This is a genomic window from Nocardiopsis quinghaiensis (assembly GCF_008638365.1).
In the GTDB taxonomy this organism is placed as follows: Bacteria; Actinomycetota; Actinomycetes; order Streptosporangiales; family Streptosporangiaceae; genus Nocardiopsis; species Nocardiopsis quinghaiensis.
The window spans coordinates 51260-77326 of sequence record NZ_VWVU01000034.1 but is presented as its reverse complement, the minus strand read 5'-3'; the positions used below and the strand labels follow the sequence as shown (position 1 = coordinate 77326).

Here is a 26067-nt window from a genome sequence, read left to right as displayed (position 1 = left end):
ATGCCCTGTTCGAACCACGCTATCGCGGTCTCGCGTTGGGAGGGGGTGAGCGTGCTGTTCGCTCTGATGGGACTGCTCCCTGGTCGATGGAACTGGATTTCCAGTCCAACTTCCAGGGAGCAGTTCAACCAGACCCGGGGCCCTTGCCGTCTTCCGGACCGCGACGGAGTCACCGTCGTGGTCCGGGGACACCCCTTACTTCGCGGCGAACTCCCGCACGATGCGCTCACAGAACGCGGGCAGGTCGTCGGGGTTGCGGCTGGTGGTGATCCCCTGGTCGGTGACCACCTCCTCCTCCACCGTGGTTCCGCCCGCGTTGCGGATGTCGGTGCGCAGACTGGGATAGGAGGTCACCCTGCGCCCCCGCACCACGTCCGCCTCCACCAGGATCCACGGCCCGTGGCAGATGGCGCCCACGGGCTTGCCCGACTCCACGAAGTCGCGCACGAATCCCACCGCGTTCTCGTCCTGACGCAGGTTGTCCGGGTTGACGGTCCCGCCCGGGACCACCAGGGCGTCGTAGTCCCCCGCCTCCACCTCGGACACCACCCGGTCCACCGCGAACTGGTCCGCCGGCGTGATGTCGCCGTTCATCGCCTGGATCTTCCCGGGCTTGAGCGAGACCAGGTCGATGTCGGCGCCCTCCTCCAGCAGCGCCTCGCGCGGTTTGACGAGCTCCACCTGCTCGACACCGTTCGCCGCCAGAACCGCGATCCGGCGGCCGTTGAGCGTGTCGGCCATGGCTACCCCCTCAGCTCGACTTCTCGGCACCCTTTCGTGCCGCTTTGGCGCACCTACCCGCGCGGGCCTCCCCGCTCACATGACCTAGCGCACGGTCGAGGCATCCGCACACGGTGCACCCGGAAACCGCACACCCACGCACGAGGACCCGGGCGGGGTGACCGGCGCGGTCTCGCCTACCCGTGCACACGTTCGTGCAGGCTCTAGCCCAGGCTGCCCTGGGTGCCCTCCCACACTCCGGAGGGGATCCGCTCCAACAGGTCGATCACGGCGTCGGCCCGCTCCTGGATCCGTTCGGCGTCCAGGCGCCCCTGTTCCCAGGAGAGCAGGTACTGGCCGGCGAAGCGGAACGGGACAGGGCCCTGCCGGGACAGCAGCCAGGCGCGCGTGCCCTCTCCCAGCACGGTTCCGGCGAAGGCGTCGCCGCCGGTGGCCACACGGAACCGCTCGTCGAACTCGTCCTGATCCGACACCCAGGGGTGTGCGTCCACCGGACGGGGCGGCGGGGCCGGGGAAGCGCCCGCCGCCTCCACCTGCAACAGCGGCACGGACTCGGGCAGGGCGGCCACCGCCACGGTGTACACATGCGCGACGGTCCGGTTGCGGTGCTGGGGGTGGGGAGCGGTGTAGCCGTACTCATAGACCATGACCCGACGGCCGCGCCGCTCGGCGCACAACACGTGTCTGGCGCGGGCGTTGGAGCGTCGCTCCAGGAACGGGACGCCGTCGAACCGGTCGACCAGTTCGGGACGCTCCCGGTCATAGCGCCACCCCCGGCGTCTGGCCCAGGCCGCCAGGGCCCGGGAGCGGTGGCGTTCGGCGGCCGAACCCGCGACCGCCATCGCACCGGCACCGACAACCGTCAGGACCACGATGATCAGGACCAGGACAGTGGGACTCTCCATGGGGGGCTCCTCGTCCGAAGTGTGGCTTTCCCCGTCTTCCCCGCTGAGACGCGGACCACTCCCGGTCTGGTTCCCGTTCTCCCACGCGGTTCGGGCCTGTTTCCCGCCCGTCTCGGAGCGGGAGAGCGAACCGGTGCGGCGCGACAGCACACCCGGAAGGCGCGGGCCCGCCCGTGTGCTAGCGTCGTCCACGCTCTGACAGGAGCCAGGTGAGACGGGAGATGGGGCCGATGAGCGTGGCACGAACCACCACGAGCGGTATCGGCGACCCCTCCACTCCCCGGGTCCCGGCCTGAACCCCTCCGCGCTGTGAGCCGCACGCGCCCGCGCGGTACCACCTCAGCGGAAACCCTCCCCGGAAAAGGCCTGTCACCATGAGCGCACACCACACCTGGAACACCCGCGTGGAGACCGACGCCGACATCCCCGCCGTCCACGCCATCAACGCCGCGGCCTTCGACACCCCGGCCGAGGCCGACCTCGTCGACGCCCTGCGCACCGACCCGGCCTGGATCCCGGGCCTGTCCACCGTGGCCACCGACGAACGCGACGCCCCCGTGGGCTACGCGCTGTTGACCCGCTGCCACATCGACCGCACCCCCGCCCTGTGCCTGGCCCCCTGCGCGGTACTGCCCCCGCACCAGCGCACCGGCGCCGGATCGGCGGCCATCCGTGCCGCCCTGCGGGCCGCCGAGGAGGAGGGCGAGCGCTTCGTCCTCGTCCTGGGACACCCCGGGTACTATCCCCGGTTCGGCTTCACCCGCGCCTCGCGGTACGGCATCGGGCTGAGCATCGAGGTCCCCGACGAAGCCCTGATGGCCCTGGCCCTGGACGCTGAGCACCCGCTGCCCGGCGGCACCGTCCGCTACGCCGCACCGTTCGGCATCTGATCCGCACCGGACTGTGCGGGAGGCGCCGTACGGCGCCTCCCGCACAGTCCGCGCTCACTCCATCGTGAAGACCTTGCCCGGGTTGAAGATCCCCCGCGGGTCCAGGGCGTCCTTGACCGCCCGGTGCATCCGCAGGACCTGGGGTCCCATCTCCTTGGCGGCGCCGCGCATCTTCAACAGACCCACGCCGTGCTCACCGGTGACCGTGCCGCCCAAAGCCAGCGCCTCCTCCACGATCACCTCGAAGGCCTCCTGCGCGCGCTTCTTGGCGGCCTCGTTCCCGGCCGGAACGACGAACAGCGGATGCAGGTTGCCGTCACCGGCGTGGGCGACGTTGCCGATCCGGGTCTCGAAACGCTCCCCGATCCGCTCGATACGCTCCAACATCAACGGCAGCTTCGCCTTGGGCAGGCACATGTCCTCGGTCAGCAGCGGACCGAGCCGCTCCAGCGCCGGATAGGCCAGACGGCGGGCCGCGAACAGGGCCTCGGCCTCCTCCTGGTCGGTGGAGCGCACCGCATAGACCGCCCCCTCCCCCCGGAAGCACTCCAGGATGCGGTCGGCCTCCTGCTCACCCGCGGCCCCGGGCTGGTCGCTGCGTGCCAGCAGCAGCACCTCACCCTCGGCGGACAGACCCATGTTCTTCCAGGAGTCCACCGCCTGCAGGCAGAACCGGTCGATCAGCTCCATCGCCGAGGGGACCACCCCGGCGGCCGAGACCGCCGCCACCGCGCGCCCGGCCTCCACCAGCGAGTCGAAGTAGCCCACCACCGTGTGCTCGGTGCCGGTGCGCAGCGGCCGCATCCGCAGCGTCACCTCGGTGATCATGCCCAGGGTCCCCTCCGAGCCCACCATGAGCCCGCACAGGTCGTAGCCGGTCACCCCCTTGGCGGTGGTGCGGCCCAGCCTCACCACCTCACCCGAGCCCACGACCGCCTCCATGCCCAGCACGTAGTCGCGGGTGACCCCGTACTTGACGCAGCACAGACCGCCCGCGTTGGTGGCCACGTTCCCGCCGATGGTCGACCAGGGGGCGGAGGCGGGGTCGGGCGGGTACCACAGGCCGTCCTGGGCCACCCGCGCACGCAGGTCGTCGTTGACCACCCCGGGCTGCACGGTGGCCGTCTGCTGGACGGGGTCGACCTCCAGGACCCGGTTCATCCGCTCGAAGGAGACCACCACCCAGCCGTCCACGGCGTTGGCCGCCCCCGACAGCCCCGTGCCCGCGCCGCGCGCGACCACCGGAACGCCCAATTCGGAGCACACGCGCACCAGGGCCGCGACGTCGGCGGTCCCACGCGGGCGCACGACCGCGGCGGGGCGGCCGTGGGCGGCCCACTCGGCCTCGTCGTGGGAGTAGCCCTCCATGACCTGGGGGTCGGTGACCACCTGTTCCGCGCCGACCGCTGCCCTCAACCCCTCGGCGATCCCGGACATGGGCATCCTCCTCACCACTGTGCTCCGACGCTCCGCTGCGCCGACGCCGCCAGCACTCTAACCGGACACCCCGCCCCAAAGGCGCCACCGCCCCGGCTCGAAACCGGACCTCAGACCCGCTCCAGAGGCACGTGGGGCCCTTCGGGCACCTGTACGTGGATGGGCATGCCGGGCTCGACGGGTCCGCTGGTCAGGACGATGCCCATCACCCCGGCCCTGAGTACCACCGCGCCGTCCTCACCGCGGTGGACGACCTGCTTGAGCAGCCCCTCGCGGAAGCCGTCGATCTGCAGGCACGGATTGCGCAGACCGGTGATCTGGACGCCGGCCCGGTCTCCGAAGCGCAGAACGGTGCCGGCCGACAGCGCCAGCAGGTCCACACCGCGCGTGGTGACGTTCTCCCCCAACTGGCCGGGACCGACCGAGAACCCGGCCCCGGCGAGCGTTGGGAGGGGGTGAGCGTGCTGTTCGCTCTGATGGGACTGCTCCCTGGTCGATGGAACTGGATTTCCAGTCCAACTTCCAGGGAGCAGTTCAACCAGACCCGGGGCCCTTGCCGTCTTCCGGACCGCGACGGAGTCACCGTCGTGGTCCGGGGACACCCCTTACTTCGCGGCGAACTCCCGCACGATGCGCTCACAGAACGCGGGCAGGTCGTCGGGGTTGCGGCTGGTGGTGATCCCCTGGTCGGTGACCACCTCCTCCTCCACCGTGGTTCCGCCCGCGTTGCGGATGTCGGTGCGCAGACTGGGATAGGAGGTCACCCTGCGCCCCCGCACCACGTCCGCCTCCACCAGGATCCACGGCCCGTGGCAGATGGCGCCCACGGGCTTGCCCGACTCCACGAAGTCGCGCACGAATCCCACCGCGTTCTCGTCCTGACGCAGGTTGTCCGGGTTGACGGTCCCGCCCGGGACCACCAGGGCGTCGTAGTCCCCCGCCTCCACCTCGGACACCACCCGGTCCACCGCGAACTGGTCCGCCGGCGTGATGTCGCCGTTCATCGCCTGGATCTTCCCGGGCTTGAGCGAGACCAGGTCGATGTCGGCGCCCTCCTCCAGCAGCGCCTCGCGCGGTTTGACGAGCTCCACCTGCTCGACACCGTTCGCCGCCAGAACCGCGATCCGGCGGCCGTTGAGCGTGTCGGCCATGGCTACCCCCTCAGCTCGACTTCTCGGCACCCTTTCGTGCCGCTTTGGCGCACCTACCCGCGCGGGCCTCCCCGCTCACATGACCTAGCGCACGGTCGAGGCATCCGCACACGGTGCACCCGGAAACCGCACACCCACGCACGAGGACCCGGGCGGGGTGACCGGCGCGGTCTCGCCTACCCGTGCACACGTTCGTGCAGGCTCTAGCCCAGGCTGCCCTGGGTGCCCTCCCACACTCCGGAGGGGATCCGCTCCAACAGGTCGATCACGGCGTCGGCCCGCTCCTGGATCCGTTCGGCGTCCAGGCGCCCCTGTTCCCAGGAGAGCAGGTACTGGCCGGCGAAGCGGAACGGGACAGGGCCCTGCCGGGACAGCAGCCAGGCGCGCGTGCCCTCTCCCAGCACGGTTCCGGCGAAGGCGTCGCCGCCGGTGGCCACACGGAACCGCTCGTCGAACTCGTCCTGATCCGACACCCAGGGGTGTGCGTCCACCGGACGGGGCGGCGGGGCCGGGGAAGCGCCCGCCGCCTCCACCTGCAACAGCGGCACGGACTCGGGCAGGGCGGCCACCGCCACGGTGTACACATGCGCGACGGTCCGGTTGCGGTGCTGGGGGTGGGGAGCGGTGTAGCCGTACTCATAGACCATGACCCGACGGCCGCGCCGCTCGGCGCACAACACGTGTCTGGCGCGGGCGTTGGAGCGTCGCTCCAGGAACGGGACGCCGTCGAACCGGTCGACCAGTTCGGGACGCTCCCGGTCATAGCGCCACCCCCGGCGTCTGGCCCAGGCCGCCAGGGCCCGGGAGCGGTGGCGTTCGGCGGCCGAACCCGCGACCGCCATCGCACCGGCACCGACAACCGTCAGGACCACGATGATCAGGACCAGGACAGTGGGACTCTCCATGGGGGGCTCCTCGTCCGAAGTGTGGCTTTCCCCGTCTTCCCCGCTGAGACGCGGACCACTCCCGGTCTGGTTCCCGTTCTCCCACGCGGTTCGGGCCTGTTTCCCGCCCGTCTCGGAGCGGGAGAGCGAACCGGTGCGGCGCGACAGCACACCCGGAAGGCGCGGGCCCGCCCGTGTGCTAGCGTCGTCCACGCTCTGACAGGAGCCAGGTGAGACGGGAGATGGGGCCGATGAGCGTGGCACGAACCACCACGAGCGGTATCGGCGACCCCTCCACTCCCCGGGTCCCGGCCTGAACCCCTCCGCGCTGTGAGCCGCACGCGCCCGCGCGGTACCACCTCAGCGGAAACCCTCCCCGGAAAAGGCCTGTCACCATGAGCGCACACCACACCTGGAACACCCGCGTGGAGACCGACGCCGACATCCCCGCCGTCCACGCCATCAACGCCGCGGCCTTCGACACCCCGGCCGAGGCCGACCTCGTCGACGCCCTGCGCACCGACCCGGCCTGGATCCCGGGCCTGTCCACCGTGGCCACCGACGAACGCGACGCCCCCGTGGGCTACGCGCTGTTGACCCGCTGCCACATCGACCGCACCCCCGCCCTGTGCCTGGCCCCCTGCGCGGTACTGCCCCCGCACCAGCGCACCGGCGCCGGATCGGCGGCCATCCGTGCCGCCCTGCGGGCCGCCGAGGAGGAGGGCGAGCGCTTCGTCCTCGTCCTGGGACACCCCGGGTACTATCCCCGGTTCGGCTTCACCCGCGCCTCGCGGTACGGCATCGGGCTGAGCATCGAGGTCCCCGACGAAGCCCTGATGGCCCTGGCCCTGGACGCTGAGCACCCGCTGCCCGGCGGCACCGTCCGCTACGCCGCACCGTTCGGCATCTGATCCGCACCGGACTGTGCGGGAGGCGCCGTACGGCGCCTCCCGCACAGTCCGCGCTCACTCCATCGTGAAGACCTTGCCCGGGTTGAAGATCCCCCGCGGGTCCAGGGCGTCCTTGACCGCCCGGTGCATCCGCAGGACCTGGGGTCCCATCTCCTTGGCGGCGCCGCGCATCTTCAACAGACCCACGCCGTGCTCACCGGTGACCGTGCCGCCCAAAGCCAGCGCCTCCTCCACGATCACCTCGAAGGCCTCCTGCGCGCGCTTCTTGGCGGCCTCGTTCCCGGCCGGAACGACGAACAGCGGATGCAGGTTGCCGTCACCGGCGTGGGCGACGTTGCCGATCCGGGTCTCGAAACGCTCCCCGATCCGCTCGATACGCTCCAACATCAACGGCAGCTTCGCCTTGGGCAGGCACATGTCCTCGGTCAGCAGCGGACCGAGCCGCTCCAGCGCCGGATAGGCCAGACGGCGGGCCGCGAACAGGGCCTCGGCCTCCTCCTGGTCGGTGGAGCGCACCGCATAGACCGCCCCCTCCCCCCGGAAGCACTCCAGGATGCGGTCGGCCTCCTGCTCACCCGCGGCCCCGGGCTGGTCGCTGCGTGCCAGCAGCAGCACCTCACCCTCGGCGGACAGACCCATGTTCTTCCAGGAGTCCACCGCCTGCAGGCAGAACCGGTCGATCAGCTCCATCGCCGAGGGGACCACCCCGGCGGCCGAGACCGCCGCCACCGCGCGCCCGGCCTCCACCAGCGAGTCGAAGTAGCCCACCACCGTGTGCTCGGTGCCGGTGCGCAGCGGCCGCATCCGCAGCGTCACCTCGGTGATCATGCCCAGGGTCCCCTCCGAGCCCACCATGAGCCCGCACAGGTCGTAGCCGGTCACCCCCTTGGCGGTGGTGCGGCCCAGCCTCACCACCTCACCCGAGCCCACGACCGCCTCCATGCCCAGCACGTAGTCGCGGGTGACCCCGTACTTGACGCAGCACAGACCGCCCGCGTTGGTGGCCACGTTCCCGCCGATGGTCGACCAGGGGGCGGAGGCGGGGTCGGGCGGGTACCACAGGCCGTCCTGGGCCACCCGCGCACGCAGGTCGTCGTTGACCACCCCGGGCTGCACGGTGGCCGTCTGCTGGACGGGGTCGACCTCCAGGACCCGGTTCATCCGCTCGAAGGAGACCACCACCCAGCCGTCCACGGCGTTGGCCGCCCCCGACAGCCCCGTGCCCGCGCCGCGCGCGACCACCGGAACGCCCAATTCGGAGCACACGCGCACCAGGGCCGCGACGTCGGCGGTCCCACGCGGGCGCACGACCGCGGCGGGGCGGCCGTGGGCGGCCCACTCGGCCTCGTCGTGGGAGTAGCCCTCCATGACCTGGGGGTCGGTGACCACCTGTTCCGCGCCGACCGCTGCCCTCAACCCCTCGGCGATCCCGGACATGGGCATCCTCCTCACCACTGTGCTCCGACGCTCCGCTGCGCCGACGCCGCCAGCACTCTAACCGGACACCCCGCCCCAAAGGCGCCACCGCCCCGGCTCGAAACCGGACCTCAGACCCGCTCCAGAGGCACGTGGGGCCCTTCGGGCACCTGTACGTGGATGGGCATGCCGGGCTCGACGGGTCCGCTGGTCAGGACGATGCCCATCACCCCGGCCCTGAGTACCACCGCGCCGTCCTCACCGCGGTGGACGACCTGCTTGAGCAGCCCCTCGCGGAAGCCGTCGATCTGCAGGCACGGATTGCGCAGACCGGTGATCTGGACGCCGGCCCGGTCTCCGAAGCGCAGAACGGTGCCGGCCGACAGCGCCAGCAGGTCCACACCGCGCGTGGTGACGTTCTCCCCCAACTGGCCGGGACCGACCGAGAACCCGGCCCCGGCGACCTCGTCGAAGAGCTCGGCGTGGATCAGGTGGACCTGGCGCAGGTTGGGCTGAGTCGGGTCCGCGGCCACCCGGGAGCGGTGCTGGACGGTGGTGCCCAGGTGGGCGTCGCCCTCCACACCCAGCCCCGCCAGGAGACGGATCCCAGGCAGGACACCCTTGCTGAAGGTGTGCCCGGCACTGCTGCTGACCGACTGCACCACAGGATCCATGAAACGCCCCTCCTTCTCGCGCCTGGCCCAGCCTTGCGCATGGTGACCGTACACCGCGCACCCGGACCCGTCTCCCCACGCGGGGGACGCCCCTACGCGGCACTGGTGTTCACCGTGCCGGACGGCCGCGCCACCGGGATCGAGGTGCGCGCCGACCCCGCCCTGCCGGCCTCGCCCACCAGGAACACACCGCATCCCCGTGGCATGCTGGAGGGATGGAACGGGTGATGCTGGACCTGCGCTTCGCGCCCGAACTACGGTTCTTCCTCGTCCCACGGCGCAGACACGGACCGGTGCACGTGGAGACGGAGCCCACCTCCACCCTGGGCCACGTCGTACAGTCACTGGGCGTGCCGCTGACCGAGGTGGGATCCCTGCACGTCAACGGCCACCCGCGCCCGCCCTCCCACCGCCCGGCCCCGGGCGACGCCGTCGACGTCCTGGCCGTGCGACGCCCCCAGGCCCCGCCCTTCGACCACACGCGGTTCCTGCTCGACGTCCACCTGGGCACCCTGGCCCGCCGACTGCGCCTGCTGGGCGTGGACACCGCCTACGACAACGACCGCGACGACGAGGAACTGGTGGAACAGGCCAACGACGAGGAGAGGGTGCTCCTCACCCGCGACCGCGGACTCCTGCGCCGCCGGAGCCTGCGAGCGGGCGCCCACATACACCAGGACCGCCCCGACGACCAGCTGCGCGAGGTCCTGGAGCGGTTCGCTCCGCCACTGCGCCCGTGGACACGGTGCCCGGCGTGCAACGGCGCGCTGGCACCGGTGGCCAAACACCAGGTCCAGGGCCGACTGGAACCGGGCACCCGCGCCACCTACGAGGCGTTCTCGCGCTGCCGTTCCTGCGGCCGGGTGTACTGGCCCGGCGCCCACCACCCACACCTGGCCCGGATCGTGCGCCAGGCCCAGGAGTTCACCTCCGAACGCCCCACCTCCCCCCTGAGCACGGGGCCTGCCACAGGCCGGGAACGACCCCGCGGAACCCCCGACCCAGGGGCGGATCCGCGGTAGCCGGTGTGCCACCATGTCGGCGTGGACGTCACCGCGCACATCGCCGCCCTGGACCGTGAAGGCCGACTGATGGCCGACTCCGCCGACGCCACCGGACTCGACGCCGTGGTGACCACCTGCCCCGGATGGCGGGTGCGCGACCTGCTCTCCCACACCGGCCAGGTACACCGCTGGGCCGCGGCGCACGTGGCCTCCGGCAACGGCGGGCCACCGGTACGGGGCCGGACCGCCGGGGCGGTGTTCCCCCACCCCGGAGACGACACCCTCCTGGACTGGTTCCGCGACGGCCACACCCATCTGGTGGGCACCCTCGCCGACGCCGCCCCCGACACCGAGTGCCTCACGTTCCTGCCCGCGCCCTCACCCCTGGCGTTCTGGGCGCGCCGCCAGGCCCACGAGACCACCATCCACCGTGTCGACGCCCAATCGGCGTACCCCGAGCACACCCCTGCACCTGAGGCGGGCGCGGCCGATCCCGTCGCACCGGCACTGGCCGCCGACGGGGTGGAGGAGCTCCTCCTGGGCTTCTTCGCCAGACCCGGCGGCCCGTTGGTGGCCGATCCCCCGCTGGTGCTGGGCCTGGAGGCCACCGACACCGGGCAGGGCTGGACGATGTCGCTGACCCCCACAGGGCGCACGAGCACGCGCGGAACCGGCCCCGACGCCGACACCACCGTGACCGGACCGGTGCACGAGCTGTACCTCCTGCTGTGGAACCGGTCCGACGGAGGCCGGTGCACGGTCACCGGCGACCGAGGGGCCTTGGCGCTGTGGCGCGAGCGAGCCCGGGTACAGTGGCGCCGCTGAGACACCGCAGGCGCCTTCCCCAGCCCGTTCCCGCCCCCGCAGGCGGAAGAGCAGGAGACGGTCCAGCCCCACGGGTGCGCGGCGAGCCCCTCCCCGGGTTGACCTCAAGTCAACTTGAGCTTTTAGTCTCGTGACGGCATCCGGAACGACCAAGGAGACCCGACCATGCCCGAGGCCGCACACCGGGCGGGAGCACGTCAGTGGGTGGGACTGGTCGTACTGTCCCTGCCCGCACTGGTGATCGCACTGGACTTCACCGTGCTGCACCTGGCCGTGCCGCACCTGAGCACCGACCTGCAGCCCACGAGTACACAGGTGCTCTGGATCGTGGACATCTACGGCTTCATGATCGCCGGACTCCTGGTCGCCATGGGAACGCTGGGTGACCGGATCGGCCGACGCAGGCTGCTGTTGACCGGAGCACTCGCCTTCGGCGCCGCCTCGGTGCTCGCCGCCCTGGCCACCAGCGCCGAGATACTCATCCTGGCCCGCGCCCTCCTGGGCATCACCGGGGCCACCCTGTTGCCCTCCACCCTGTCGCTGATCAGCAACATGTTCCGCGATCCGGTACAGCGCAGGTTCGCCATCGCGGTGTGGTCGGCCAACTTCATGCTCGGGGGCGCCGTCGGACCGCTGGTGGGCGGCGCCCTGCTGGAGGCGTTCTGGTGGGGTTCGGTCTTCCTGCCGGCGGTACCGGTGATGCTCGTACTGCTCGTCCTGGGCCCGTTGGTGCTACCGGAGTACCGTTCCGCGGACGCGGGCCGCCCGGACCTGGTCAGCGTCGTGTTGGCGATCGCCTCGATCCTGCCCGTGGTGTACGGAATCAAGGAAATGGCCAAGGACGGCCCGACCGCGACGTCCCTGCTCTCCGTCGCCGCCGGAGTCCTCCTCGGATGGGTCTTCGTCCGGCGACAGCGACGGCTGGCCGATCCGCTGCTGGACCTGGAACTCTTCTCCCACCGCGGCTTCAGCGTGTCCCTGGGAGCCCAGACCACCGGACTGTTCGTCCTGGGCGCCATCCAGTTCTTCGTCATGCAGTACCTCCAGCTGGTGCTGGGCCTGTCCCCCCTGGCGGCCGGGCTGTGGACCGTGCCCGCGATGGCCGCGGGCGTGGCCGCGAACCTGCTGGTCCCCCTGTTCTCCCGCAGGATGGGACCGGTGCGCGTGATCACGGGGGCATTCGCCCTGGGAGTGGTCGGCCTCCTCCTGATCGCCGCGGCCGGCCCTCTTGGACTGGCCCTGACCGTGGCCGGGTTCACCCTGCTCAACCTCGCGCTCAACCCCGCGATGGTGCTGACCTACGACATGATCATCAGCAGCGCCCCGCCCGAACGCGCCGGAACGGCCTCGGGCACGGCCGAGACCGGCAACGAACTGGGCATCGCACTCGGAGTGGCGCTCGCCGGAAGCCTGGGCGCCGCCGTCTACCGCCGCCAGGTCACCGGGGCCGCCCTTCCCGAGGACACACCGCCGGATGCGGTCGAGGCCGCACGCGACACCCTCGGCGGCGCGGTGGCCGCTGCCGGAGAAATGACCGGCTCCAGCGGCGGACAGCTACTCGCCGTGGCACGGGAGGCCTTCGTGCAGGGGATGCAGGTGAGCACCATCGTGCTGGCGGTACTGCTGGGAGCCGTCACCCTCACGGCCGCCACGCTCCTGCGCGAGCCGGGCACCACCGAACGCACCCCTCTGCGCGAGGACGGACACGACCGGCCCGACGACAGGGACCAGACCAGGACCTGAGGCGTCCCCTCGCGCCACCGCCTCTCAGTCCCGCTGTTCGGAAGAGTGTCCCGCCCTGGGGCGGGCACGAAGGTGCGCGCGCTCGCCCTGCCTGCCGAACAGGCTCAGGACCTCGACCGGTGCGGTGTCGACGGCCCGGACATAGGGGAGGAGCGGTCCCGGGCCCTGCGCTGCCGCGCGGGGGTGGGGCACCGCAGACATGCCGACGCCCGACACCCTCACGAAAAGGGTGGTCGGTGAGCGTCTGCGGCTCGATGTCAGCGGTGGATCTGCACCTGGTGTCAGCGGGGCAGGCCCCGCTCCCCCCGCCCCCGGTTCCCCGGGGCCGCATCCCTGGGGCGCGGCCCGGGATCAGGTGAGTTCGAGGCCGCCGTCGATGGTGAGGACCTGCCCGGTGAGCCAGGTCGTGCCCGGGTCGGCGAGCCGCAGCACCCACTGGGCGACCTCGTCGGGTTCACCGCGGCGGCCCAGCGGGATCTGCGCGGCCTCGGTCTCCTTGACCCGGGCCACGTCGGCCTCGGTGAGCCCGGCTGCCGACAGCGCCTCGCTTTCGGTGGGGCCCGGCGCCAGGGCGTTGACCCGCACCCCCTCGGGGGCCAGTTCCAGCGCCCAGCAGCGCGTCAACTGCTCGATGGCGGCCTTGGAGGCCGCGTAGTGGGCGGCTCCGGGCAGCGGCCGGTGGCCATAAGTGCTGGAGACGTTGACGATCGTTCCCCTCCGGGCGCGCAGGTGCGGCAGGGCCGCGGCGGCCAGGAGGCTGGGGGCGGTGACGTTGAGCGCGAACAGCGCGGCGATGCGGTCCGCATCGGTCTCGGCCAGCGGCATCATCGCGGTGGCGCCGGCGTTGTTGACGAGCACGTCGATGCGGCCCCACCGCTGCGTCGCGGCCTGGGCCACCCGGGCGGGGGCGTCGGGGGCGCGCAGGTCGGCGGGGTGGGCGGCGATGCCGGGGTGGTGGGCGGCGGTGGCCTGGAGCGCCTCGTGGCGCCGGCCCACTCCCAGGACGCGGGCTCCGGCGCGGGCCATGGCGATCGCGGTGGCCCGGCCGATGCCCGATCCGGCGCCGGTGACGATGGCGACCCGGCCGTTGAGGTCGGTGTGCTGGTGGTGCTGCGGCTCGGTCAACCCGACCCCTTTGTTCGTTGTTCGTCGAATATCGAACAAGCTAGCATGGGGGGCATGAGACGCGCACACCACCCGGCGATCGAGGAACTGTCATTGCCCGAGGTGATGGCGGCGCTCAGCGACCCGTTGCGCATCGGGCTCGTGCGGGTGCTCGCCGACGGCGCCGAGCGCGGGTGGGGAGAGTTGCGGGCGCCGGTGGCCAAGTCGACGCTCAGCCACCACCTGCGGGTCCTGCGCGATGCGGGGGTGACCCGCACCCGCCAGGAGGGCACCCGCTGCTTCGTCACGCTGCGCCGCCAGGACCTGGACGAGCGCTTCCCCGGGCTGGTCGGGGCGATGCTGGGGGCGGCCGACGCCGAGGACGTGGGCGGCGGCGTCCACCTCGCACCCTGCGCCGGATCCACGGCCGCTTGCCGCTGACAGCGACTGGAGACCACCCGCCGCCACACCCTGCCCACCCAGGCCGACATGGAGGCCGCTGCCGCACTCATCCCCACTGATGAGTGATAGACCTTCAACCTTGACGAGGTCGCCAGGCTGGCAGGCCGACCACAGAGCCAACTCCGGCGCCGTGGGGCCCACCCCAGGTGATCGGGTACTGCGAGGAGGAGATCCTGCGCCGGTCGGTGTTCCACGCGGTCGTCGAGGCGACCAAGGGACTGGCCGAACGGCTGCGCGAGATGTCGGGATCCGCACTTGGTGGAGCCGACCTGGTCGACTTCTGCTTCAGCACGAGGAGGCAGCCGCCCCTGGTCCGCGTCAACGGCTTCGCCACCGAGAGCGAGATCAGCGAGCACAAGGGGTTCGCCAACCTCCTCAAGGGCGTATTCGGCACCTTCCGTAACCCGCCGGCGCACACCCCGCGCGCCACCGCGGGATGGCGCATCCCCGAACCGGAGGCCCTCGACCTGTTCTCCACCCTGTCGTTCATGCACCGACGTCTTGACGCAGCCACCGTCACCCGCCTGCCCTGACCGGCTACTCCTGCTGTTGCCCAAGGGCGTGGGTTTTCGTTCGGATGTTCCTCGTTCCCGAAGCCACGCCGCCCGCGAGGAGCCCGGTCAGGTGCCGACGTAGGCCGCGAGATGCTCACCGGTGAGAGTGGAACGGGAGGCGACGAGGTCAGCGGGCGTGCCCTCGAAGACGATCCGGCCACCATCGTGGCCCGCACCGGGACCGAGGTCGATGATCCAGTCGGCGTGCGCCATGACCGCCTGGTGGTGCTCGACGACGATGACCGACTTGCCGGAGTCGACGAGCCGGTCGAGCAGGCCGAGCAACTGCTCCACGTCGGCCAGGTGAAGGCCGGCGGTCGGCTCGTCGAGGACGTAGACCCCGCCCCTCTCAGCCATACGGGTGGCCAGCTTGAGCCGCTGCCGCTCGCCGCCGGACAGCGTGGTGAGCGGCTGCCCGAGGCTGAGGTAGCCGAGCCCGACGTCGGCGAGCCGGTCGAGGATCTTGTGCGCGGCCGGCGTGCGCGCCTCGCCGGCGCCGAAGAACTCCTCGGCCTCGGCCACCGACATCGCGAGCACCTCGCTGATGTCACGGCCGCCGAGGTGGTACTCCAGCACCGAAGCCTGGAACCGCTTGCCCTCGCACTCCTCACAGGTGGTGGCCACACCCGCCATCACCGCCAGGTCGGTGTAGACGACCCCGGCGCCCTTGCAGTTGGGGCAGGCGCCTTCGGAGTTGGCGCTGAACAGCGCCGGCTTCACGCCGTTGGCCTTCGCGAACGCCTTGCGGGTCGGGTCGAGCAGCCCGGTGTACGTCGCCGGGTTGGAGCGGCGCGAACCGCGGATCGCGCCCTGGTCGATCGAGACCACACCCTCCCCGGCGGGGATCGCCCCGTGCACGAGCGAACTCTTGCCCGAGCCCGCCACGCCGGTGATGACGCACAGCACACCGAGCGGGACCTCGACGTCGACGTCGCGCAGGTTGTGCGCCCTCGCGCCGCGGATCTTCAGCGCGTCGGCGGGCTTGCGCACGCTCTCCTTGAGGGAGGCGCGGTCGTCGAGATGGCGGCCGGTGAGGGTGCCGCTGGCCCGCAGTTCCTCGACGGTGCCCTCGAACACCACCTCGCCACCGGCGGTGCCCGCGCCGGGGCCGAGGTCGACGACATGGTCGGCGACCGCGATCGTCTCGGGTTCGTGCTCCACCACGAGCACCGTGTTGCCCTTGTCGCGCAACTGCAGCAGCAGGTCGTTCATCCGCTGGATGTCATGGGGGTGCAGGCCGACGGTGGGCTCGTCGAAGACGTAGGTGACGTCGGTGAGCGAGGAGCCCAGGTGGCGGATCATCTTGGTGCGCTGCGCCTCACCGCCCGACAGCGTGCCCGAGGAGCGGTCGAGGGAGAGGTAGCCGAGGCCGATCTCCACGAACGAGTCCAGGGTGTGCCCCAGCGTGGTGAGCAGCGGTGCCATCGACGGCTCGTTGAGGCCACGCACCCATGCGGCCAGGTCGCTGATCTGCATCGCGCACGCGTCGGCGATGTTGACCCCGCCGATCCGTGAGGAGCGGACGGCCTCGCTGAGCCGGCTGCCGCCGCACTCGGGGCAGGCGGTGAAGGTGACCGCCCGGTCCACGAACGCCCGGATGTGCGGCTGCAGCGCCTCCTTGTCCTTGGACAGCATCGACTTCTGGATCTTGGGGATCAGCCCCTCATAGGTGAGGTTGACGCCCTCGACCTTCACCTTGACCGGCTCCTTGTGGAGGAAGTCGCGCATCTCCTCCTCGGTGTACTCACGGATCGGCTTGTGCGGGTCGACGAAACCCGACTCGGCGTAGACCCGCACCGTCCAGAAGCTGTCCGACTTCCAGCCGGGGATGGTGAACGCGCCCTCGGCGATCGACTTGGAGTCGTCGTAGAGCTGGGTCAGGTCGATGTCGGTCACGCTGCCCATGCCCTCGCAGCGCGGGCACATGCCGCCGGTGCGGGTGAAGGTCTGCTTCACGGTCTTGCGGTCACCGCGCTCGACGGTGACCGCACCGCTGGCCCGGACCGAGGCGGTGTTGAAGGAGAACGCGTTGGGCGGGCCGATGTGGGGCTGCCCGAGTCGGCTGAAGAGGATACGCAGCATCGCGTTGGCGTCGGTGGCGGTGCCGACGGTGGAGCGGGGGTTGGCGCCCATACGCTCCTGGTCGACGATGATCGCGGTCGTCAGTCCGTCGAGCACGTCGACCTCGGGCCGTGCCAGCGTCGGCATGAAGCCCTGCACGAAGGTGCTGTAGGTCTCGTTGATCAGCCGTTGCGACTCCGCGGCGATCGTGTCGAACACCAGCGAGCTCTTGCCCGAACCGGAGACGCCGGTGAACACCGTCAGTCGGCGCTTGGGGATCTGGACGCTGACGTCCCTGAGGTTGTTCTCGCGCGCGCCGTGCACGCGGATCAGGTCGTGGCCGTCGGCCACGTGCGGCGCGGACGGCTGCGTGTCCGTCCTCGTGGACATGTTCATCGTGTCTCCATCTGTCACGCGGAAGTCACCTTCCGCAGGAAGCCGTCCGGTGCCCGGCACACCGCGAAGAACCCACCGAACAGCCCCTTCCTCGCGGATCGAGGACGTTCGCTCCGCTCTGGACAGCGGCGTCCGGAACGGGTGCGGTCCCCAGACGGTTCAGCGCAGTTCCTGGATGCGGATCAGGTTGCCCGCGGGATCGCGGAAGGCGCAGTCGCGGACGCCGTACGGCTGCTGGGCCGGTTCCTGGACGACCTCGGCGTCACCGGCCCGCAGCCGCTCGAAGAGGCCGTCCAGATCGGTGGTGGCCAGGTTGACGCCGGCGTAGGTGCCCTTGGCCATCATCTCGGCGATGGTGCGGCGCTCCTCGTCGGTGATGCCGCAGCCGGGCGGGGCCGGCGGCTCCAGGACGATGGCCGTGCCGGGCTGGTTGACGGGGCCGACCGTGATCCAGCGCATCCCGTCGTATCCGACGTCGCTGCGGACCTCGAAGCCGAGGATGTCGCGGTAGAAGGCCAGGGACGCGTCCGGGTCCTCGTGCGGAAGGAAGCTCTGGTGAATGGTGATGTCCATGGCAGTCACGCTAGACGCGGCTCGGTGACCGGTGCTTCTCGATTCCTGACCGGTCTGGTCACCTGTTGGGCCACGCACGGGGGCATCCCCTCCGTCGAGCGCGCCGCCTGGCGCCGGTAGACGCCGGGCGGCACGCCGACCAGTTCGGCGAAGCGGGTGCTGAAGGTGCCCAGCGACGAGCAGCCGACCGTGAAGCAGACCTCGGTGACGCTGAGGTCGCCACGGCGCAGCAGCGCCATCGCGCGCTCGACGCGCCGCGTCATCAGGTAGGAGTACGGCGACTCCCCGTAGGCCTCCCGGAACCGGCGGCTGAGGTGCCCGGCCGACATGTGCGCGCCGCGGGCGAGCGCCTCCACGTCCAGCGGCTGCGCGTACTCCCGGTCGATCCGGTCGCGGACGCGGCGCAGACGCGCCAGATCACTCAGACGACGCGCCGCGGCGGGTTTGCTGCTCACCTGACCGATCATGCCACCTCGCACCGGGGTTGCCCAGCAACCGCCGCGAGGCGCCCCGGGACGACCACGAAACCGACCAAAAGCCCGAATCCATCGGCTTCGTCGTACCCAGTGAAACTCCGTAAGGTAAGACGCCATCCCGCCGCACCCCGCGGTGAAGGACGTCCCCGAGTGTCCCCCCTGACGAGTACCGCGGCATGGGCCGCAGGGTCTGACCCGCCCCAGGAACCCGCTCATGGCGACTCCATCGGTCCGCGACGGCCCCTGACCGACAACAAGCTGATCACCGATGGTCGTCACGGTCATCGTCCGGTAGTGTTCGAACGCAAACCTACTCGCCAGTAACATGGGTTCTTCCAGGAGGCACCATGCCCACCCTCGACCGCGACGGCGATGTCTTCGTCCTCGACATCGGCGACACCGAGAACCGCTTCCACCCCGACTGGATCGCCTCGGTCAACACACTCCTGGACGAGGTCGACAGGACCGAAGGCCCCCAGGCCCTCGTCACCACCGCGACCGGCAAGTTCTTCACCAACGGCCTGGACCTGGACTGGCTGATGGCCAACCCCGACTCCCGCGCCGACTACGTGATCAGCGTCCACGCCCTGCTCGCACGCATCCTGTCCCTGCCGCTGGTCACCGTCGCCGCCATGCAGGGACACACCTTCGCCGCGGGAGCCATGCTCTCCCTGGCACACGACTTCCGCGTCATGCGCGCCGACCGCGGATACTGGTGCCTGCCCGAGGTCGACATCAACATCCCCTTCGCCCCCGGCATGAGCGCCCTCATCCAGTCCCGCCTCACACCCCAGACCGCCCACGAGGCCATGGTCACCGGCCGCCGCTACGGGGGCACCGACGCGCAGGCCGCCGGAATCGTCGACCACACCGCCGGTGAGGGCGAGGTCCGCGCGAACGCGATCGAGCTCGCCCGACCCATGGCGGCCAAGGCCGGAACGACCCTGGGCACGATCAAGACCCGCATGTACGCTCCCGCCCTCGAACTCCTTCAGGACACCGAGAACCCCCTCGGCTGACGCAGCGCGCCCCGCGGCGGACGGCGCTCACACGGCCACGCCGTCCGCCGCGGGGACCAGCCCGCCACTCACGCGGGCACCGTTGAACAGCTTCGGGAGCACCCGGGCCCACCCTGCCCACTCCGGGCCGTTCGGAGTGCCCCGCCGAATTTCGTAACGTTGATTACGTTATTAAATAACGTTAAAGCTCAAGCACAACGTAATCAGGCCCACGAGGCCTGGATTCCTCACCTCCGATAAGTGGGCCTTATGAGAGGTGAGGCCTGTGGCGGCGCCCCGTGGTCCGCCCCCGCTCCCCACGGGGCCGCAACGTTATTCTCGGCAGGTCGCCGACCTCCGAAAACGAGACGGGTACAGCTGCGGCTGTATCCAAAACCGAATCGCGCCGCCGCCCGCTTCGGACATGTCCGAAAGGGGGGGCGAGACTGGTAAGAGTCGTTGATCGAGTGATCTGTATTCTCCGTGGCTTCTGCCGCTCCGGTCACTGCGCGTGGTCACTGGGGGCGTAGCGGTTCCAGCCGGCCGCTGCTTCTTCTGCTTTGCGCCACGTAGTCTCCAGGCATGTCTGACATTCCTGCGCGTTTGACCGTGGTGACACTCGGAGCCCGGGACATGCCCGAGCTCCGACGGTTCTATCGAGCCTTGGGGTGGAAGGAGATCTCGTCCAGTAGTGACAGCTGGGCGGGTTTCCTCCTTGGCGGCGTGCTGCTGTCCCTATATCCCATGGAGGAACTGGCCGCCGAGGCAGCGGGCGGTGCTCCCGCTCCGATCGGCTGGTCAGGGTTCACGCTCGCCTGCAATGTGGATGGTCCTCAGCAGGTGGACGCAGCGTTCAAAACCGCTGTCCGAGTCGGCGCCGCGGTCGTGGCCGAGCCGGTGGACCGCCCCTGGGGAGGACGGTCTGCCTATATCGCGGACCCGGAAGGCAACCGCTGGGAGATTGCCTGGGCGTCAGAGGCGAGGTTCGACGACCGAGGCTCACTGACCGCCTTCGTTGACTGAAACCTGTTCTGGAGCAAGGGCCAAGAAGCGCAGACTTGACCATCATCGGTCGCTGGGCGCGTAGCGGTTCCAGCTTCCTCCGGCTTCGGTGAGGACTTGCGTGGTGGTCTTGTCGTGGAGTCCCAGGGCCCGGGCGATGACCGGAGCGAGGGCTTGGAGAACGAGTTGGCGCAGTGCGAAGGTGCGCACCGCTGTTCCAGGGATACCGATGTCGCGGATCAGCTCGGCGAGGCTGTAGGGGTGTATGGGGCGTCCGGCCCTGCGGCCGGGGAACAACCAGGTCGCATCCCCGTTGGTGGTGTTCATATTGGTCCGCTGCTTCCTGGCCCGCAGTAGCAGGTCGGCGAACGGTTCGGGGACCGGAGTCGGTGGGTCGCCGAGATGGATGAGCACCTGGCCATCGGTGTCCTGGATGATGTCGTCGGTGGTCAGCAGGGCGATGCGGCTCGCGGGTTGGGCGAAGAGCAGCATCAGGCAGGCCGCCACTCGGGAGCGCAGTGGCCCCGCCCTCTCATCCAGGACCCGGCGCAGGAGTTCGAGGCGTCGGTGCTGGGTGAGCCGCGGCCCTTCGGTGATGGCCAGGCGAGGGAACGTCGGCCGTGAGGGGAGCCGGCCGGTGTCGCGTGCCCAGGTCAAAAACGCCCGCAGGGAACGTTGCCGGTGAAGCGGGTTGGCTGCGTGCCAGCGGTCGATCTCGGCCTGTCCCACCTGCTTCAGTGTGAGGCCCTGCCCGTCCAACCAGGTGAGGAACTCGTGGGCTCGGTTGAACTGCTGGGCGACGCTGCCGCTCGCGCTGGGGGTCAAGGGTCGGCGCTCGGCTCGGAGGCCTTCGCGCACTACGGGCGCATCTTCAAGACCCTGCACCTGCTCCAGTTCCTGCACGATGAGCCCTACCGGCGCATGATCGGCGCCCAGCTCAACGTCTCCGAATCCCGCCACCAGCTGGCCCGCAAGATCTGCTTCGGCAACCGCGGCGAACTCCGCCAGCGCTACCGCCAGGGGCTGGAGAACCAGCTCGGCGCCCTGGGGCTGGTGCTCAACGCCGTGGTGTGGTGGAACTCGCTCTACATCGACGCCGCCGTCACCCGGCTGCGCGCCGAAGGCTTCCACGCAACGGAGGAGATGTGCGCCCGCCTGTCCCCGCTGGTGTTCGACCACATCAACTTCCTGGGTTCCTACACCTTCCCCACCGACCCTGCCGTGGAAGGCCTGCGGCCGCTACGCGACCTCGACCAGAACGCCTGACCGAACGCATGACATGCCGAACGGGACCACGCCCTTACGCCGCCTTCGTCACAGGAAGGGCGACGTTCCTTCCGAGGACGGCTGGGCGGGGGCTCGTGGTTCACTCGGCGGGCTTCGCTCTGCGGTCACTCGGACGCAGAGGGTGCACGGCATCCATCGCCGTGTCGAGCAGTGCGCTGAGCGTGCGATCCTCGCTGGGGCGCAGCCACTGGTCCTGCGCCGAGTGCAGACAGGAGATCGCGGCCCCGGCCAGGGCCCGGGAGGCGAACGCGGGGTCGGCGGTTCCCGGGGGAAGCCGGCGCGCGAGGGCCTCCGCGATGCCGTCCTGCCAGCTTGAGTCCTTGCCCTGTTGCAGGTCCGGGCGCTCCAGCATCAGCCGCGCCAGCGCCGCGGCGCGAGGGTCGGCCTCCGCCCTAGCGAGCAGGGGCGCGAACGCGTACTTCAGGCATACCCAGGGAGCCTCGCCGACGGGGCGCTGGGCGAGCTCGTCGGCGATGGTTCGGCCGATGGCGTCGAGCGCACCGGCCAAGGCCTCGTCCTTGCCACTGAAATAGCGGAAGTAGCTCCGCCGGGAGATCCCCGCAGCCTGCGCGATCTCCTCCACCGTGGTGGCGTCGAAGCCCTTCTCCAGAAACAGTTCCATGGCGGCTTCGGCGATCTCACCGCGCACGGCACGCCTGGTTCTCTCACGAAGACTCACCTGTGCCTCATCCATCCCGCCATGCTACCCTCACGAGTCGGAAGTGGCACTCCAGTGTCATTTAAGACATCTTAGGGCCACGTAGTGGCCGGTTCGAGGAGAGACGCCCATATGACGGGACGAACGATCATCATCACCGGCGGCTCGGACGGGATCGGCGCGGAAGCCGCTCGCCAGGTCGCCCGTGCACAGCCCGACCACAGACTGATCCTCGTGGGGCGATCCGCTCACAAGACCGCGGCCGTTGCACGCCAGGTGGGCGCGGAGCACTTCCTCGCCGACTTCACCCAGCTGGAGGACGTGCGCCGGCTCGCTGCGGACCTGCGGGGAGCGGTGGACCGCGTCGACGTCCTGGCCAACAACGCGGGCGGGATATTCGGTGAGCGCACCGTGACCGAGGACGGCAACGAGAAGATCTTCCAAGTCAACCTGCTGGCCCCGTTCCTTTTGACCCACCTGCTTGTGGACCTGTTACAGGCCGGGGACGGCGTCGTGGTGAACACGTCGAGCGCCTCGGCCAGGATCATCGGCATGGTCGACGTCGATGACCTCAACCATGAGAGGTCCTACGCGCCGATGCGGGCCTACGGAGATGCCAAGCTGGCGAACATCCTGTTCGCCCGCGGGCTCCACGCCCGCTACGGCGGCAACGGGATCAATGCCGTCGCCTTCGATCCCGGAAACGTGCGCACCGGATTCGGTGCCGAGAACAACCACGTGCTCACCCGGCTGCTGTACCGCACACCCCTCTCCCGAATCGCGCTCGTCCCGCCTGAGAAGGGCGGATCGAACCTCTCCTTTTTCCTGACCGGGCGGCCGGGAGTGGCCTGGGAACCGGGTCGCTTCTACGCACAGACCAAGCCTGCGAAGCCCCGGCAGATCAACCCCCAGGTCGGCGACGACGTGCTCGTCGATACCTTCTGGCGTCGAACGTGCGAGCTCCTCGGTATCACCGGGAGCCCAGACGGTTCTCGCGGACGATCCAACGCTTAGCAGTCGGACCGAGGCAGATCCTCGAACCGTTCCACGGTGAGCTTGGCGGGGCGATCGGCAGCAGCAGGCTGGTCTCGGCGCCGGGAAGGTCGAGGCCGCCGACGTGTCCCAGACCAAACTGGAGGCGCTGGCCATCACCGCGGCGATGGCACCCAGCCGCAAGCACTACAAGGCTGAGGACATCGCCGCCCACGCCGAACTCACCGCCGGATCATGGAAGCGCCCGATCTTCGCCAACCCCGACCTGGAGCCGGGGTGTTTCGTTCCGGGACGGTCCTATAGATGTCAAGTGAGGCCCAGATCGGTTCTCAGGCCACGGTGCTCCTTCCGGTTCCCCACGCGCAAGCGCACCACGTCCGCCTCGGGCGGAACTCGACATCGGGTCCGTATCTGGTACCTCGTCCCACCAGCAACAACACCTTAAAACAACGGTGTTGCCCCTGACAGCGCATTCAAAATGCCCCGTTCCCTGATGAGAGCGGGGCATTTTCGCCTTCATGCTGCAGCCGTTTTACCGTGTGTCTACACGATCGGGCCGGACACGTCTTAAGACGAACATGCACCCGACAACGATCAGCCCCAAAGCCGCGAAGCCCACCCAATGGAGGGTGCCCCCGGAGTCAGCGAGGCTGGGAACGAGCAGGATCAAACCCGCCCCGGCCAACGCCATGGTGATGAGAAAGGCGAGGAAGAGTCGGTAAGACCCCTTGCCTTTAAGCATGGTGACCACCTCAGAAACAGCTCGCGATCGCTGTGATCGAAGCACCGCCGACGACCGCGAACCCACCGATGCACGCCGCGCAGACCGGGGCGGTGACGGGAGTCATGGGGACGGAGCAGGAACCGACGCAGGCATATGCGATGGCGGCGCCCACCGCGCCGCTGACACCGAGTACCGCGGCGACGCACGCGCCCGTGCTGGCGCTCTCGGCGACCGCTTCGTTCGCGGCCGCCACCTCGTCACGGAGTTGCTCGTCACCCACGAACGGGATACCGGTGTCCCCGCTCTTCGTGAGCGCACCGTCCACGTAGCTGCTGATGTGGAAATTGCCGGAGTCGGCCTGGCTGTACAGAGTCTCGGCGTACTGGACGACGGCGCCCTCAGCATCGAGAAGAACCGTCAGGTTGCTCAACGGCTCGCTGTAGCCGCCCGAGATCGGGACACTCACCGAGGTGTGCTGCGGCTGGTCCGAGTCGGCCTTGATCTGGTAGGCCTTGGCTCCGTCGCGCGCCAGGGCCTCGGCCGACGCGTGCACCGTCACTTCGCCGTCGCCGACGAGCGCGGCCACATCGGCCGCGAGCCGTTCGGCCGGTGCGCCGTCGATCAGAGTCATGTCGTACGCGTCGTCCTGCTCGGCGCCCGTGGTCTCGGCACCGTTGTCAGAACATTCGGTGGCCGGCTGCGCCGACGGCGCCGCATCCGGACCCGCTCCTGACGGCGTCGGCGATGCCGCAGCCGTTCCCATCGGGGCCATCAGAAATGCTGCGACAACCACGCAGACCATATTGATCGTCTTCTTTTTCGGTACCATTGAACTCCTGATTCAAGCCGATCCTGCGTGTCGATTGCGAACGCCGCAGGGTCGATCGAAGCAGGCGCTTCTGCAGCCCACGAGGCCGACTCACTCCAAACACTCGCAACTCGCGTGCACGGTGTTCGCCATCACTTCCTCGGAATATCTCGCATTTACGTCCCTATCACGATGAGTCGCACGGAAACAAGAGCCCGACGCCCACACCCGAGGTGCGTCAGTTGCTGGAAAGATCATGACGTCGCCACGCGGCGTCCTGACCACCAACACCATTGTTTTAGGGTGTTTCCGCTGATGGGGTCAGGCGCCACAGGTGGATGCGATGTCGGGTCCTGCCCGAGGCGGGCGTGGTGGGCTTGCGGGTGGGAAACCTGTAGTAGTCCTCCTCGACCCCCAAAGGCCCCTGTGCCCGAAAGTCCGCTGACATGATGAGGTCATGAGCCTCTTCCGTGCCCTGGCTTCGACGGACCCTCCCCCCGTCGCCACGGGGTTGCTCGGCTCCGATGGCACCCCGCTGCTGTGGCTGGCCGTAGGCTGCGGCGCACTGCTGGTCCTGGTGGTGCTGGTCGTGGCTGTCAGCGGTGCGGGGCAGGGCGCCTACGGGGAGACCTCGGGAATCGTGCCCCGCCGCGAACGGCCGGGGGTGGTGCGCGCCGCCCAGCGGGCCCTGTACCTGAACGGAGCCCTGTTCCTGCTCGCGCTCCTGTCCTCCTTCGGCCAGCAGGAGGACGCGGGCACCGCCACGGCCGCCATCGCCCTGGCCTACGGTGCGGGCTGCCTGGTCACGGCCAGAATGCTGGGGCGGCCGAGCCCCACCGTCCACAGGATCGCCCTGGTCCTGCAACTTCCCCTGGTGGCCTTCGCCGCGGCTGTGGCGGTGATCGCCCTGGCCGTGGGGCAGCCGCTGCTGTTCGTCGGGGTGCTCGTGCCGCTGCTGATGGCTCTGAACGCGGGGAGCCTGCTGTACAAGGCCCGGGACTTCTACTCGGCACACGCCTGAGCCGCCCGAACGCGCCGGATCATCGTCCTACGCCGACCGCGTGGTCTGGATCTGGATCAGGTTGCCGCAGGTGTCGCCCAGCACCGCGGCGGTGACCGGTCACGTCTTCAACGGCTCCCGGGTGAAGCGCGCTCCGCGCTCGCGTGGCCGGTCGAACTCCGCGCGTACGTCGTCCACGGCGAAGGCGGTGGCCGGGATGCCGTCGTCGACCGGCGCCTCCCCGTACGGCTCCACCGCGGGATGGCCGGAGGGCTCCAGCACGGCGAGGTGCTGGGAGACCGCCGGGCGCGACACGCCGAGCTGGGGCCCCACGCTCAGCCGCGACGCCCCGGTTACCGTCATGGGACGCGCGCATCGGAACAGCACAGC

General features: G+C 70.1%; 29 protein-coding genes. 13 read left to right on the top strand and 16 right to left on the bottom strand.

All coding sequences use genetic code 11. The annotated features are described in order from the left end of the window. Positions 1 to 195: 195 nt before the first annotated feature. Together FYX01_RS24485 and FYX01_RS24480 are read right to left on the bottom strand one after the other, a co-directional pair. A complete protein-coding gene (locus tag FYX01_RS24485) occupies positions 196 to 741 on the bottom strand; it encodes a type 1 glutamine amidotransferase domain-containing protein (RefSeq protein WP_150245706.1) in 546 nt (181 codons plus the stop codon). A gap of 203 nt (positions 742 to 944) precedes the next feature. Next, complete coding sequence (locus tag FYX01_RS24480; RefSeq protein WP_150245703.1) at positions 945 to 1646, bottom strand: hypothetical protein; 702 nt, start codon at positions 1644 to 1646, stop codon at positions 945 to 947. A 374-nt stretch (positions 1647 to 2020) separates the two neighbouring features. Here FYX01_RS24480 and FYX01_RS24475 point away from each other — a divergent pair, with 374 nt between their 5' ends. Next, positions 2021 to 2536 carry a GNAT family N-acetyltransferase gene (locus FYX01_RS24475; RefSeq protein WP_150245699.1) on the top strand — a complete coding sequence of 172 codons (516 nt, stop codon included), beginning with the start codon at positions 2021 to 2023 and terminating at the stop codon, positions 2534 to 2536. Between the two features lie 54 nt (positions 2537 to 2590). On the opposite strand, the gene FYX01_RS24470 is transcribed toward FYX01_RS24475, so the two are convergent. The 4 genes from FYX01_RS24470 to FYX01_RS24455 form a co-directional block, all read right to left on the bottom strand. Next, positions 2591 to 3973 (bottom strand): FAD-binding oxidoreductase, encoded by a 1383-nt coding sequence (locus FYX01_RS24470; protein WP_150245696.1) that lies wholly within the window; start codon positions 3971 to 3973, stop codon positions 2591 to 2593. 110 nt (positions 3974 to 4083) lie between these two features. Beyond that, positions 4084 to 4575 (bottom strand): MOSC domain-containing protein, encoded by a 492-nt coding sequence (locus tag FYX01_RS24465; protein ID WP_394350505.1) that lies wholly within the window; start codon positions 4573 to 4575, stop codon positions 4084 to 4086. A gap of 3 nt (positions 4576 to 4578) precedes the next feature. Further along, positions 4579 to 5124 carry a type 1 glutamine amidotransferase domain-containing protein gene (locus FYX01_RS24460; protein ID WP_150245706.1) on the bottom strand — a complete coding sequence of 182 codons (546 nt, stop codon included), beginning with the start codon at positions 5122 to 5124 and terminating at the stop codon, positions 4579 to 4581. A 203-nt stretch (positions 5125 to 5327) separates the two neighbouring features. Further along, complete coding sequence (locus FYX01_RS24455; RefSeq protein WP_150245703.1) at positions 5328 to 6029, bottom strand: hypothetical protein; 702 nt, start codon at positions 6027 to 6029, stop codon at positions 5328 to 5330. Positions 6030 to 6403: 374 nt separating this feature from the next. Between FYX01_RS24455 and FYX01_RS24450 the strand changes: the two genes are divergently transcribed. After that, positions 6404 to 6919 (top strand): GNAT family N-acetyltransferase, encoded by a 516-nt coding sequence (locus FYX01_RS24450; protein ID WP_150245699.1) that lies wholly within the window; start codon positions 6404 to 6406, stop codon positions 6917 to 6919. A 54-nt stretch (positions 6920 to 6973) separates the two neighbouring features. Here FYX01_RS24450 and FYX01_RS24445 read toward each other — a convergent pair whose 3' ends face one another. Together FYX01_RS24445 and FYX01_RS24440 are read right to left on the bottom strand one after the other, a co-directional pair. Then, a complete protein-coding gene (locus tag FYX01_RS24445) occupies positions 6974 to 8356 on the bottom strand; it encodes an FAD-binding oxidoreductase (protein ID WP_150245696.1) in 1383 nt (460 codons plus the stop codon). 110 nt (positions 8357 to 8466) lie between these two features. Then, positions 8467 to 9009 (bottom strand): MOSC domain-containing protein, encoded by a 543-nt coding sequence (locus FYX01_RS24440; protein ID WP_150245693.1) that lies wholly within the window; start codon positions 9007 to 9009, stop codon positions 8467 to 8469. A 39-nt stretch (positions 9010 to 9048) separates the two neighbouring features. On the opposite strand from FYX01_RS24440, the gene FYX01_RS24435 reads away from it, so the two are divergent. From FYX01_RS24435 to FYX01_RS24420, 4 genes are all read left to right on the top strand, one after another. Continuing rightward, positions 9049 to 9237 (top strand): hypothetical protein, encoded by a 189-nt coding sequence (locus FYX01_RS24435; RefSeq protein ID WP_150245690.1) that lies wholly within the window; start codon positions 9049 to 9051, stop codon positions 9235 to 9237. After that, the gene (locus FYX01_RS24430) at positions 9237 to 10031 is read left to right on the top strand and encodes a Mut7-C RNAse domain-containing protein (protein ID WP_150245721.1); all 795 of its coding nucleotides are present in this window, start codon (positions 9237 to 9239) and stop codon (positions 10029 to 10031) included. The genes FYX01_RS24435 and FYX01_RS24430 overlap by 1 nt, the downstream gene beginning before the upstream one ends. A gap of 21 nt (positions 10032 to 10052) precedes the next feature. Next, entirely contained in the window at positions 10053 to 10838 is a 786-nt protein-coding gene (locus tag FYX01_RS24425) for a maleylpyruvate isomerase family mycothiol-dependent enzyme (RefSeq protein WP_150245687.1), read from the top strand. A 165-nt stretch (positions 10839 to 11003) separates the two neighbouring features. Then, positions 11004 to 12581 (top strand): MFS transporter, encoded by a 1578-nt coding sequence (locus FYX01_RS24420; RefSeq protein WP_150245682.1) that lies wholly within the window; start codon positions 11004 to 11006, stop codon positions 12579 to 12581. 351 nt (positions 12582 to 12932) lie between these two features. Here the strand turns inward: FYX01_RS24420 and FYX01_RS24410 are convergent, their stop codons facing one another. Continuing rightward, positions 12933 to 13706 (bottom strand): SDR family NAD(P)-dependent oxidoreductase, encoded by a 774-nt coding sequence (locus FYX01_RS24410; protein ID WP_150245679.1) that lies wholly within the window; start codon positions 13704 to 13706, stop codon positions 12933 to 12935. Between the two features lie 54 nt (positions 13707 to 13760). On the opposite strand from FYX01_RS24410, the gene FYX01_RS24405 reads away from it, so the two are divergent. Both FYX01_RS24405 and FYX01_RS24400 read left to right on the top strand, forming a co-directional pair. Then, positions 13761 to 14126 (top strand): ArsR/SmtB family transcription factor, encoded by a 366-nt coding sequence (locus tag FYX01_RS24405; RefSeq protein ID WP_150245676.1) that lies wholly within the window; start codon positions 13761 to 13763, stop codon positions 14124 to 14126. A gap of 167 nt (positions 14127 to 14293) precedes the next feature. After that, entirely contained in the window at positions 14294 to 14680 is a 387-nt protein-coding gene (locus FYX01_RS24400) for a TIGR02391 family protein (protein ID WP_150245673.1), read from the top strand. Positions 14681 to 14767: 87 nt separating this feature from the next. Here the strand turns inward: FYX01_RS24400 and FYX01_RS24395 are convergent, their stop codons facing one another. The 3 genes from FYX01_RS24395 to FYX01_RS24385 form a co-directional block, all read right to left on the bottom strand. Then, positions 14768 to 17158, bottom strand: coding sequence for an ATP-binding cassette domain-containing protein (locus FYX01_RS24395; protein WP_150245670.1), 2391 nt, complete (start codon positions 17156 to 17158; stop codon positions 14768 to 14770). A gap of 159 nt (positions 17159 to 17317) precedes the next feature. Beyond that, the gene (locus FYX01_RS24390; protein WP_150245667.1) at positions 17318 to 17731 is read right to left on the bottom strand and encodes a VOC family protein; all 414 of its coding nucleotides are present in this window, start codon (positions 17729 to 17731) and stop codon (positions 17318 to 17320) included. A gap of 5 nt (positions 17732 to 17736) precedes the next feature. Next, on the bottom strand, positions 17737 to 18198 hold the full coding sequence (locus FYX01_RS24385; RefSeq protein WP_223830626.1) for a helix-turn-helix transcriptional regulator: 462 nt from the start codon (positions 18196 to 18198) through the stop codon (positions 17737 to 17739). Between the two features lie 356 nt (positions 18199 to 18554). Between FYX01_RS24385 and FYX01_RS24380 the strand changes: the two genes are divergently transcribed. Together FYX01_RS24380 and FYX01_RS24375 are read left to right on the top strand one after the other, a co-directional pair. After that, positions 18555 to 19226, top strand: coding sequence for an enoyl-CoA hydratase-related protein (locus tag FYX01_RS24380; RefSeq protein WP_150245661.1), 672 nt, complete (start codon positions 18555 to 18557; stop codon positions 19224 to 19226). A gap of 561 nt (positions 19227 to 19787) precedes the next feature. After that, on the top strand, positions 19788 to 20228 hold the full coding sequence (locus tag FYX01_RS24375) for a VOC family protein (protein ID WP_150245658.1): 441 nt from the start codon (positions 19788 to 19790) through the stop codon (positions 20226 to 20228). A 42-nt stretch (positions 20229 to 20270) separates the two neighbouring features. Here the strand turns inward: FYX01_RS24375 and FYX01_RS24370 are convergent, their stop codons facing one another. Beyond that, complete coding sequence (locus FYX01_RS24370) at positions 20271 to 21032, bottom strand: hypothetical protein (RefSeq protein ID WP_190394471.1); 762 nt, start codon at positions 21030 to 21032, stop codon at positions 20271 to 20273. Between FYX01_RS24370 and FYX01_RS24365 the strand changes: the two genes are divergently transcribed. Continuing rightward, the gene (locus FYX01_RS24365; protein ID WP_190394470.1) at positions 20982 to 21473 is read left to right on the top strand and encodes a Tn3 family transposase; all 492 of its coding nucleotides are present in this window, start codon (positions 20982 to 20984) and stop codon (positions 21471 to 21473) included. The genes FYX01_RS24370 and FYX01_RS24365 overlap by 51 nt on opposite strands. 100 nt (positions 21474 to 21573) lie before the next feature. On the opposite strand, the gene FYX01_RS24360 is transcribed toward FYX01_RS24365, so the two are convergent. Further along, positions 21574 to 22173, bottom strand: a complete 600-nt coding sequence (locus tag FYX01_RS24360) for a TetR family transcriptional regulator (RefSeq protein ID WP_190394469.1) — start codon at positions 22171 to 22173, stop codon at positions 21574 to 21576. A 111-nt stretch (positions 22174 to 22284) separates the two neighbouring features. Between FYX01_RS24360 and FYX01_RS24355 the strand changes: the two genes are divergently transcribed. Beyond that, complete coding sequence (locus FYX01_RS24355) at positions 22285 to 23166, top strand: SDR family NAD(P)-dependent oxidoreductase (RefSeq protein WP_150245646.1); 882 nt, start codon at positions 22285 to 22287, stop codon at positions 23164 to 23166. A 731-nt stretch (positions 23167 to 23897) separates the two neighbouring features. Here FYX01_RS24355 and FYX01_RS26930 read toward each other — a convergent pair. Beyond that, positions 23898 to 24698 (bottom strand): hypothetical protein, encoded by an 801-nt coding sequence (locus FYX01_RS26930; RefSeq protein WP_223830625.1) that lies wholly within the window; start codon positions 24696 to 24698, stop codon positions 23898 to 23900. Between the two features lie 436 nt (positions 24699 to 25134). On the opposite strand from FYX01_RS26930, the gene FYX01_RS24345 reads away from it, so the two are divergent. Beyond that, complete coding sequence (locus tag FYX01_RS24345) at positions 25135 to 25698, top strand: hypothetical protein (protein WP_150245643.1); 564 nt, start codon at positions 25135 to 25137, stop codon at positions 25696 to 25698. A 99-nt stretch (positions 25699 to 25797) separates the two neighbouring features. Here FYX01_RS24345 and FYX01_RS26370 read toward each other — a convergent pair whose 3' ends face one another. Then, the gene (locus FYX01_RS26370; RefSeq protein ID WP_190394468.1) at positions 25798 to 26040 is read right to left on the bottom strand and encodes a VOC family protein; all 243 of its coding nucleotides are present in this window, start codon (positions 26038 to 26040) and stop codon (positions 25798 to 25800) included. Positions 26041 to 26067 lie beyond the last annotated feature (27 nt).

Excerpts from the sequence above, each read along its gene's own strand:
- FYX01_RS24485 (WP_150245706.1), bottom strand. The coding sequence starts at position 741 with ATGGCCGACACGCTCAACGGCCGCCGGATCGCGGTTCTGGCGGCGAAC.
- FYX01_RS24480 (WP_150245703.1), bottom strand. The coding sequence starts at position 1,646 with ATGGAGAGTCCCACTGTCCTGGTCCTGATCATCGTGGTCCTGACGGTT.
- FYX01_RS24475 (WP_150245699.1), top strand. The coding sequence starts at position 2,021 with ATGAGCGCACACCACACCTGGAACACCCGCGTGGAGACCGACGCCGAC.
- FYX01_RS24470 (WP_150245696.1), bottom strand. The coding sequence starts at position 3,973 with ATGTCCGGGATCGCCGAGGGGTTGAGGGCAGCGGTCGGCGCGGAACAG.
- FYX01_RS24460 (WP_150245706.1), bottom strand. The coding sequence starts at position 5,124 with ATGGCCGACACGCTCAACGGCCGCCGGATCGCGGTTCTGGCGGCGAAC.
- FYX01_RS24455 (WP_150245703.1), bottom strand. The coding sequence starts at position 6,029 with ATGGAGAGTCCCACTGTCCTGGTCCTGATCATCGTGGTCCTGACGGTT.
- FYX01_RS24450 (WP_150245699.1), top strand. The coding sequence starts at position 6,404 with ATGAGCGCACACCACACCTGGAACACCCGCGTGGAGACCGACGCCGAC.
- FYX01_RS24445 (WP_150245696.1), bottom strand. The coding sequence starts at position 8,356 with ATGTCCGGGATCGCCGAGGGGTTGAGGGCAGCGGTCGGCGCGGAACAG.
- FYX01_RS24440 (WP_150245693.1), bottom strand. The coding sequence starts at position 9,009 with ATGGATCCTGTGGTGCAGTCGGTCAGCAGCAGTGCCGGGCACACCTTC.
- FYX01_RS24435 (WP_150245690.1), top strand. The coding sequence starts at position 9,049 with ATGGTGACCGTACACCGCGCACCCGGACCCGTCTCCCCACGCGGGGGA.
- FYX01_RS24430 (WP_150245721.1), top strand. The coding sequence starts at position 9,237 with ATGCTGGACCTGCGCTTCGCGCCCGAACTACGGTTCTTCCTCGTCCCA.
- FYX01_RS24420 (WP_150245682.1), top strand. The coding sequence starts at position 11,004 with ATGCCCGAGGCCGCACACCGGGCGGGAGCACGTCAGTGGGTGGGACTG.
- FYX01_RS24405 (WP_150245676.1), top strand. The coding sequence starts at position 13,761 with ATGAGACGCGCACACCACCCGGCGATCGAGGAACTGTCATTGCCCGAG.
- FYX01_RS24395 (WP_150245670.1), bottom strand. The coding sequence starts at position 17,158 with ATGAACATGTCCACGAGGACGGACACGCAGCCGTCCGCGCCGCACGTG.
- FYX01_RS24390 (WP_150245667.1), bottom strand. The coding sequence starts at position 17,731 with ATGGACATCACCATTCACCAGAGCTTCCTTCCGCACGAGGACCCGGAC.
- FYX01_RS24385 (WP_223830626.1), bottom strand. The coding sequence starts at position 18,198 with ATGATCGGTCAGGTGAGCAGCAAACCCGCCGCGGCGCGTCGTCTGAGT.
- FYX01_RS24380 (WP_150245661.1), top strand. The coding sequence starts at position 18,555 with ATGCCCACCCTCGACCGCGACGGCGATGTCTTCGTCCTCGACATCGGC.
- FYX01_RS24375 (WP_150245658.1), top strand. The coding sequence starts at position 19,788 with ATGTCTGACATTCCTGCGCGTTTGACCGTGGTGACACTCGGAGCCCGG.
- FYX01_RS24355 (WP_150245646.1), top strand. The coding sequence starts at position 22,285 with ATGACGGGACGAACGATCATCATCACCGGCGGCTCGGACGGGATCGGC.
- FYX01_RS26930 (WP_223830625.1), bottom strand. The coding sequence starts at position 24,698 with ATGGTACCGAAAAAGAAGACGATCAATATGGTCTGCGTGGTTGTCGCA.
- FYX01_RS24345 (WP_150245643.1), top strand. The coding sequence starts at position 25,135 with ATGAGCCTCTTCCGTGCCCTGGCTTCGACGGACCCTCCCCCCGTCGCC.
- FYX01_RS26370 (WP_190394468.1), bottom strand. The coding sequence starts at position 26,040 with ATGACGGTAACCGGGGCGTCGCGGCTGAGCGTGGGGCCCCAGCTCGGC.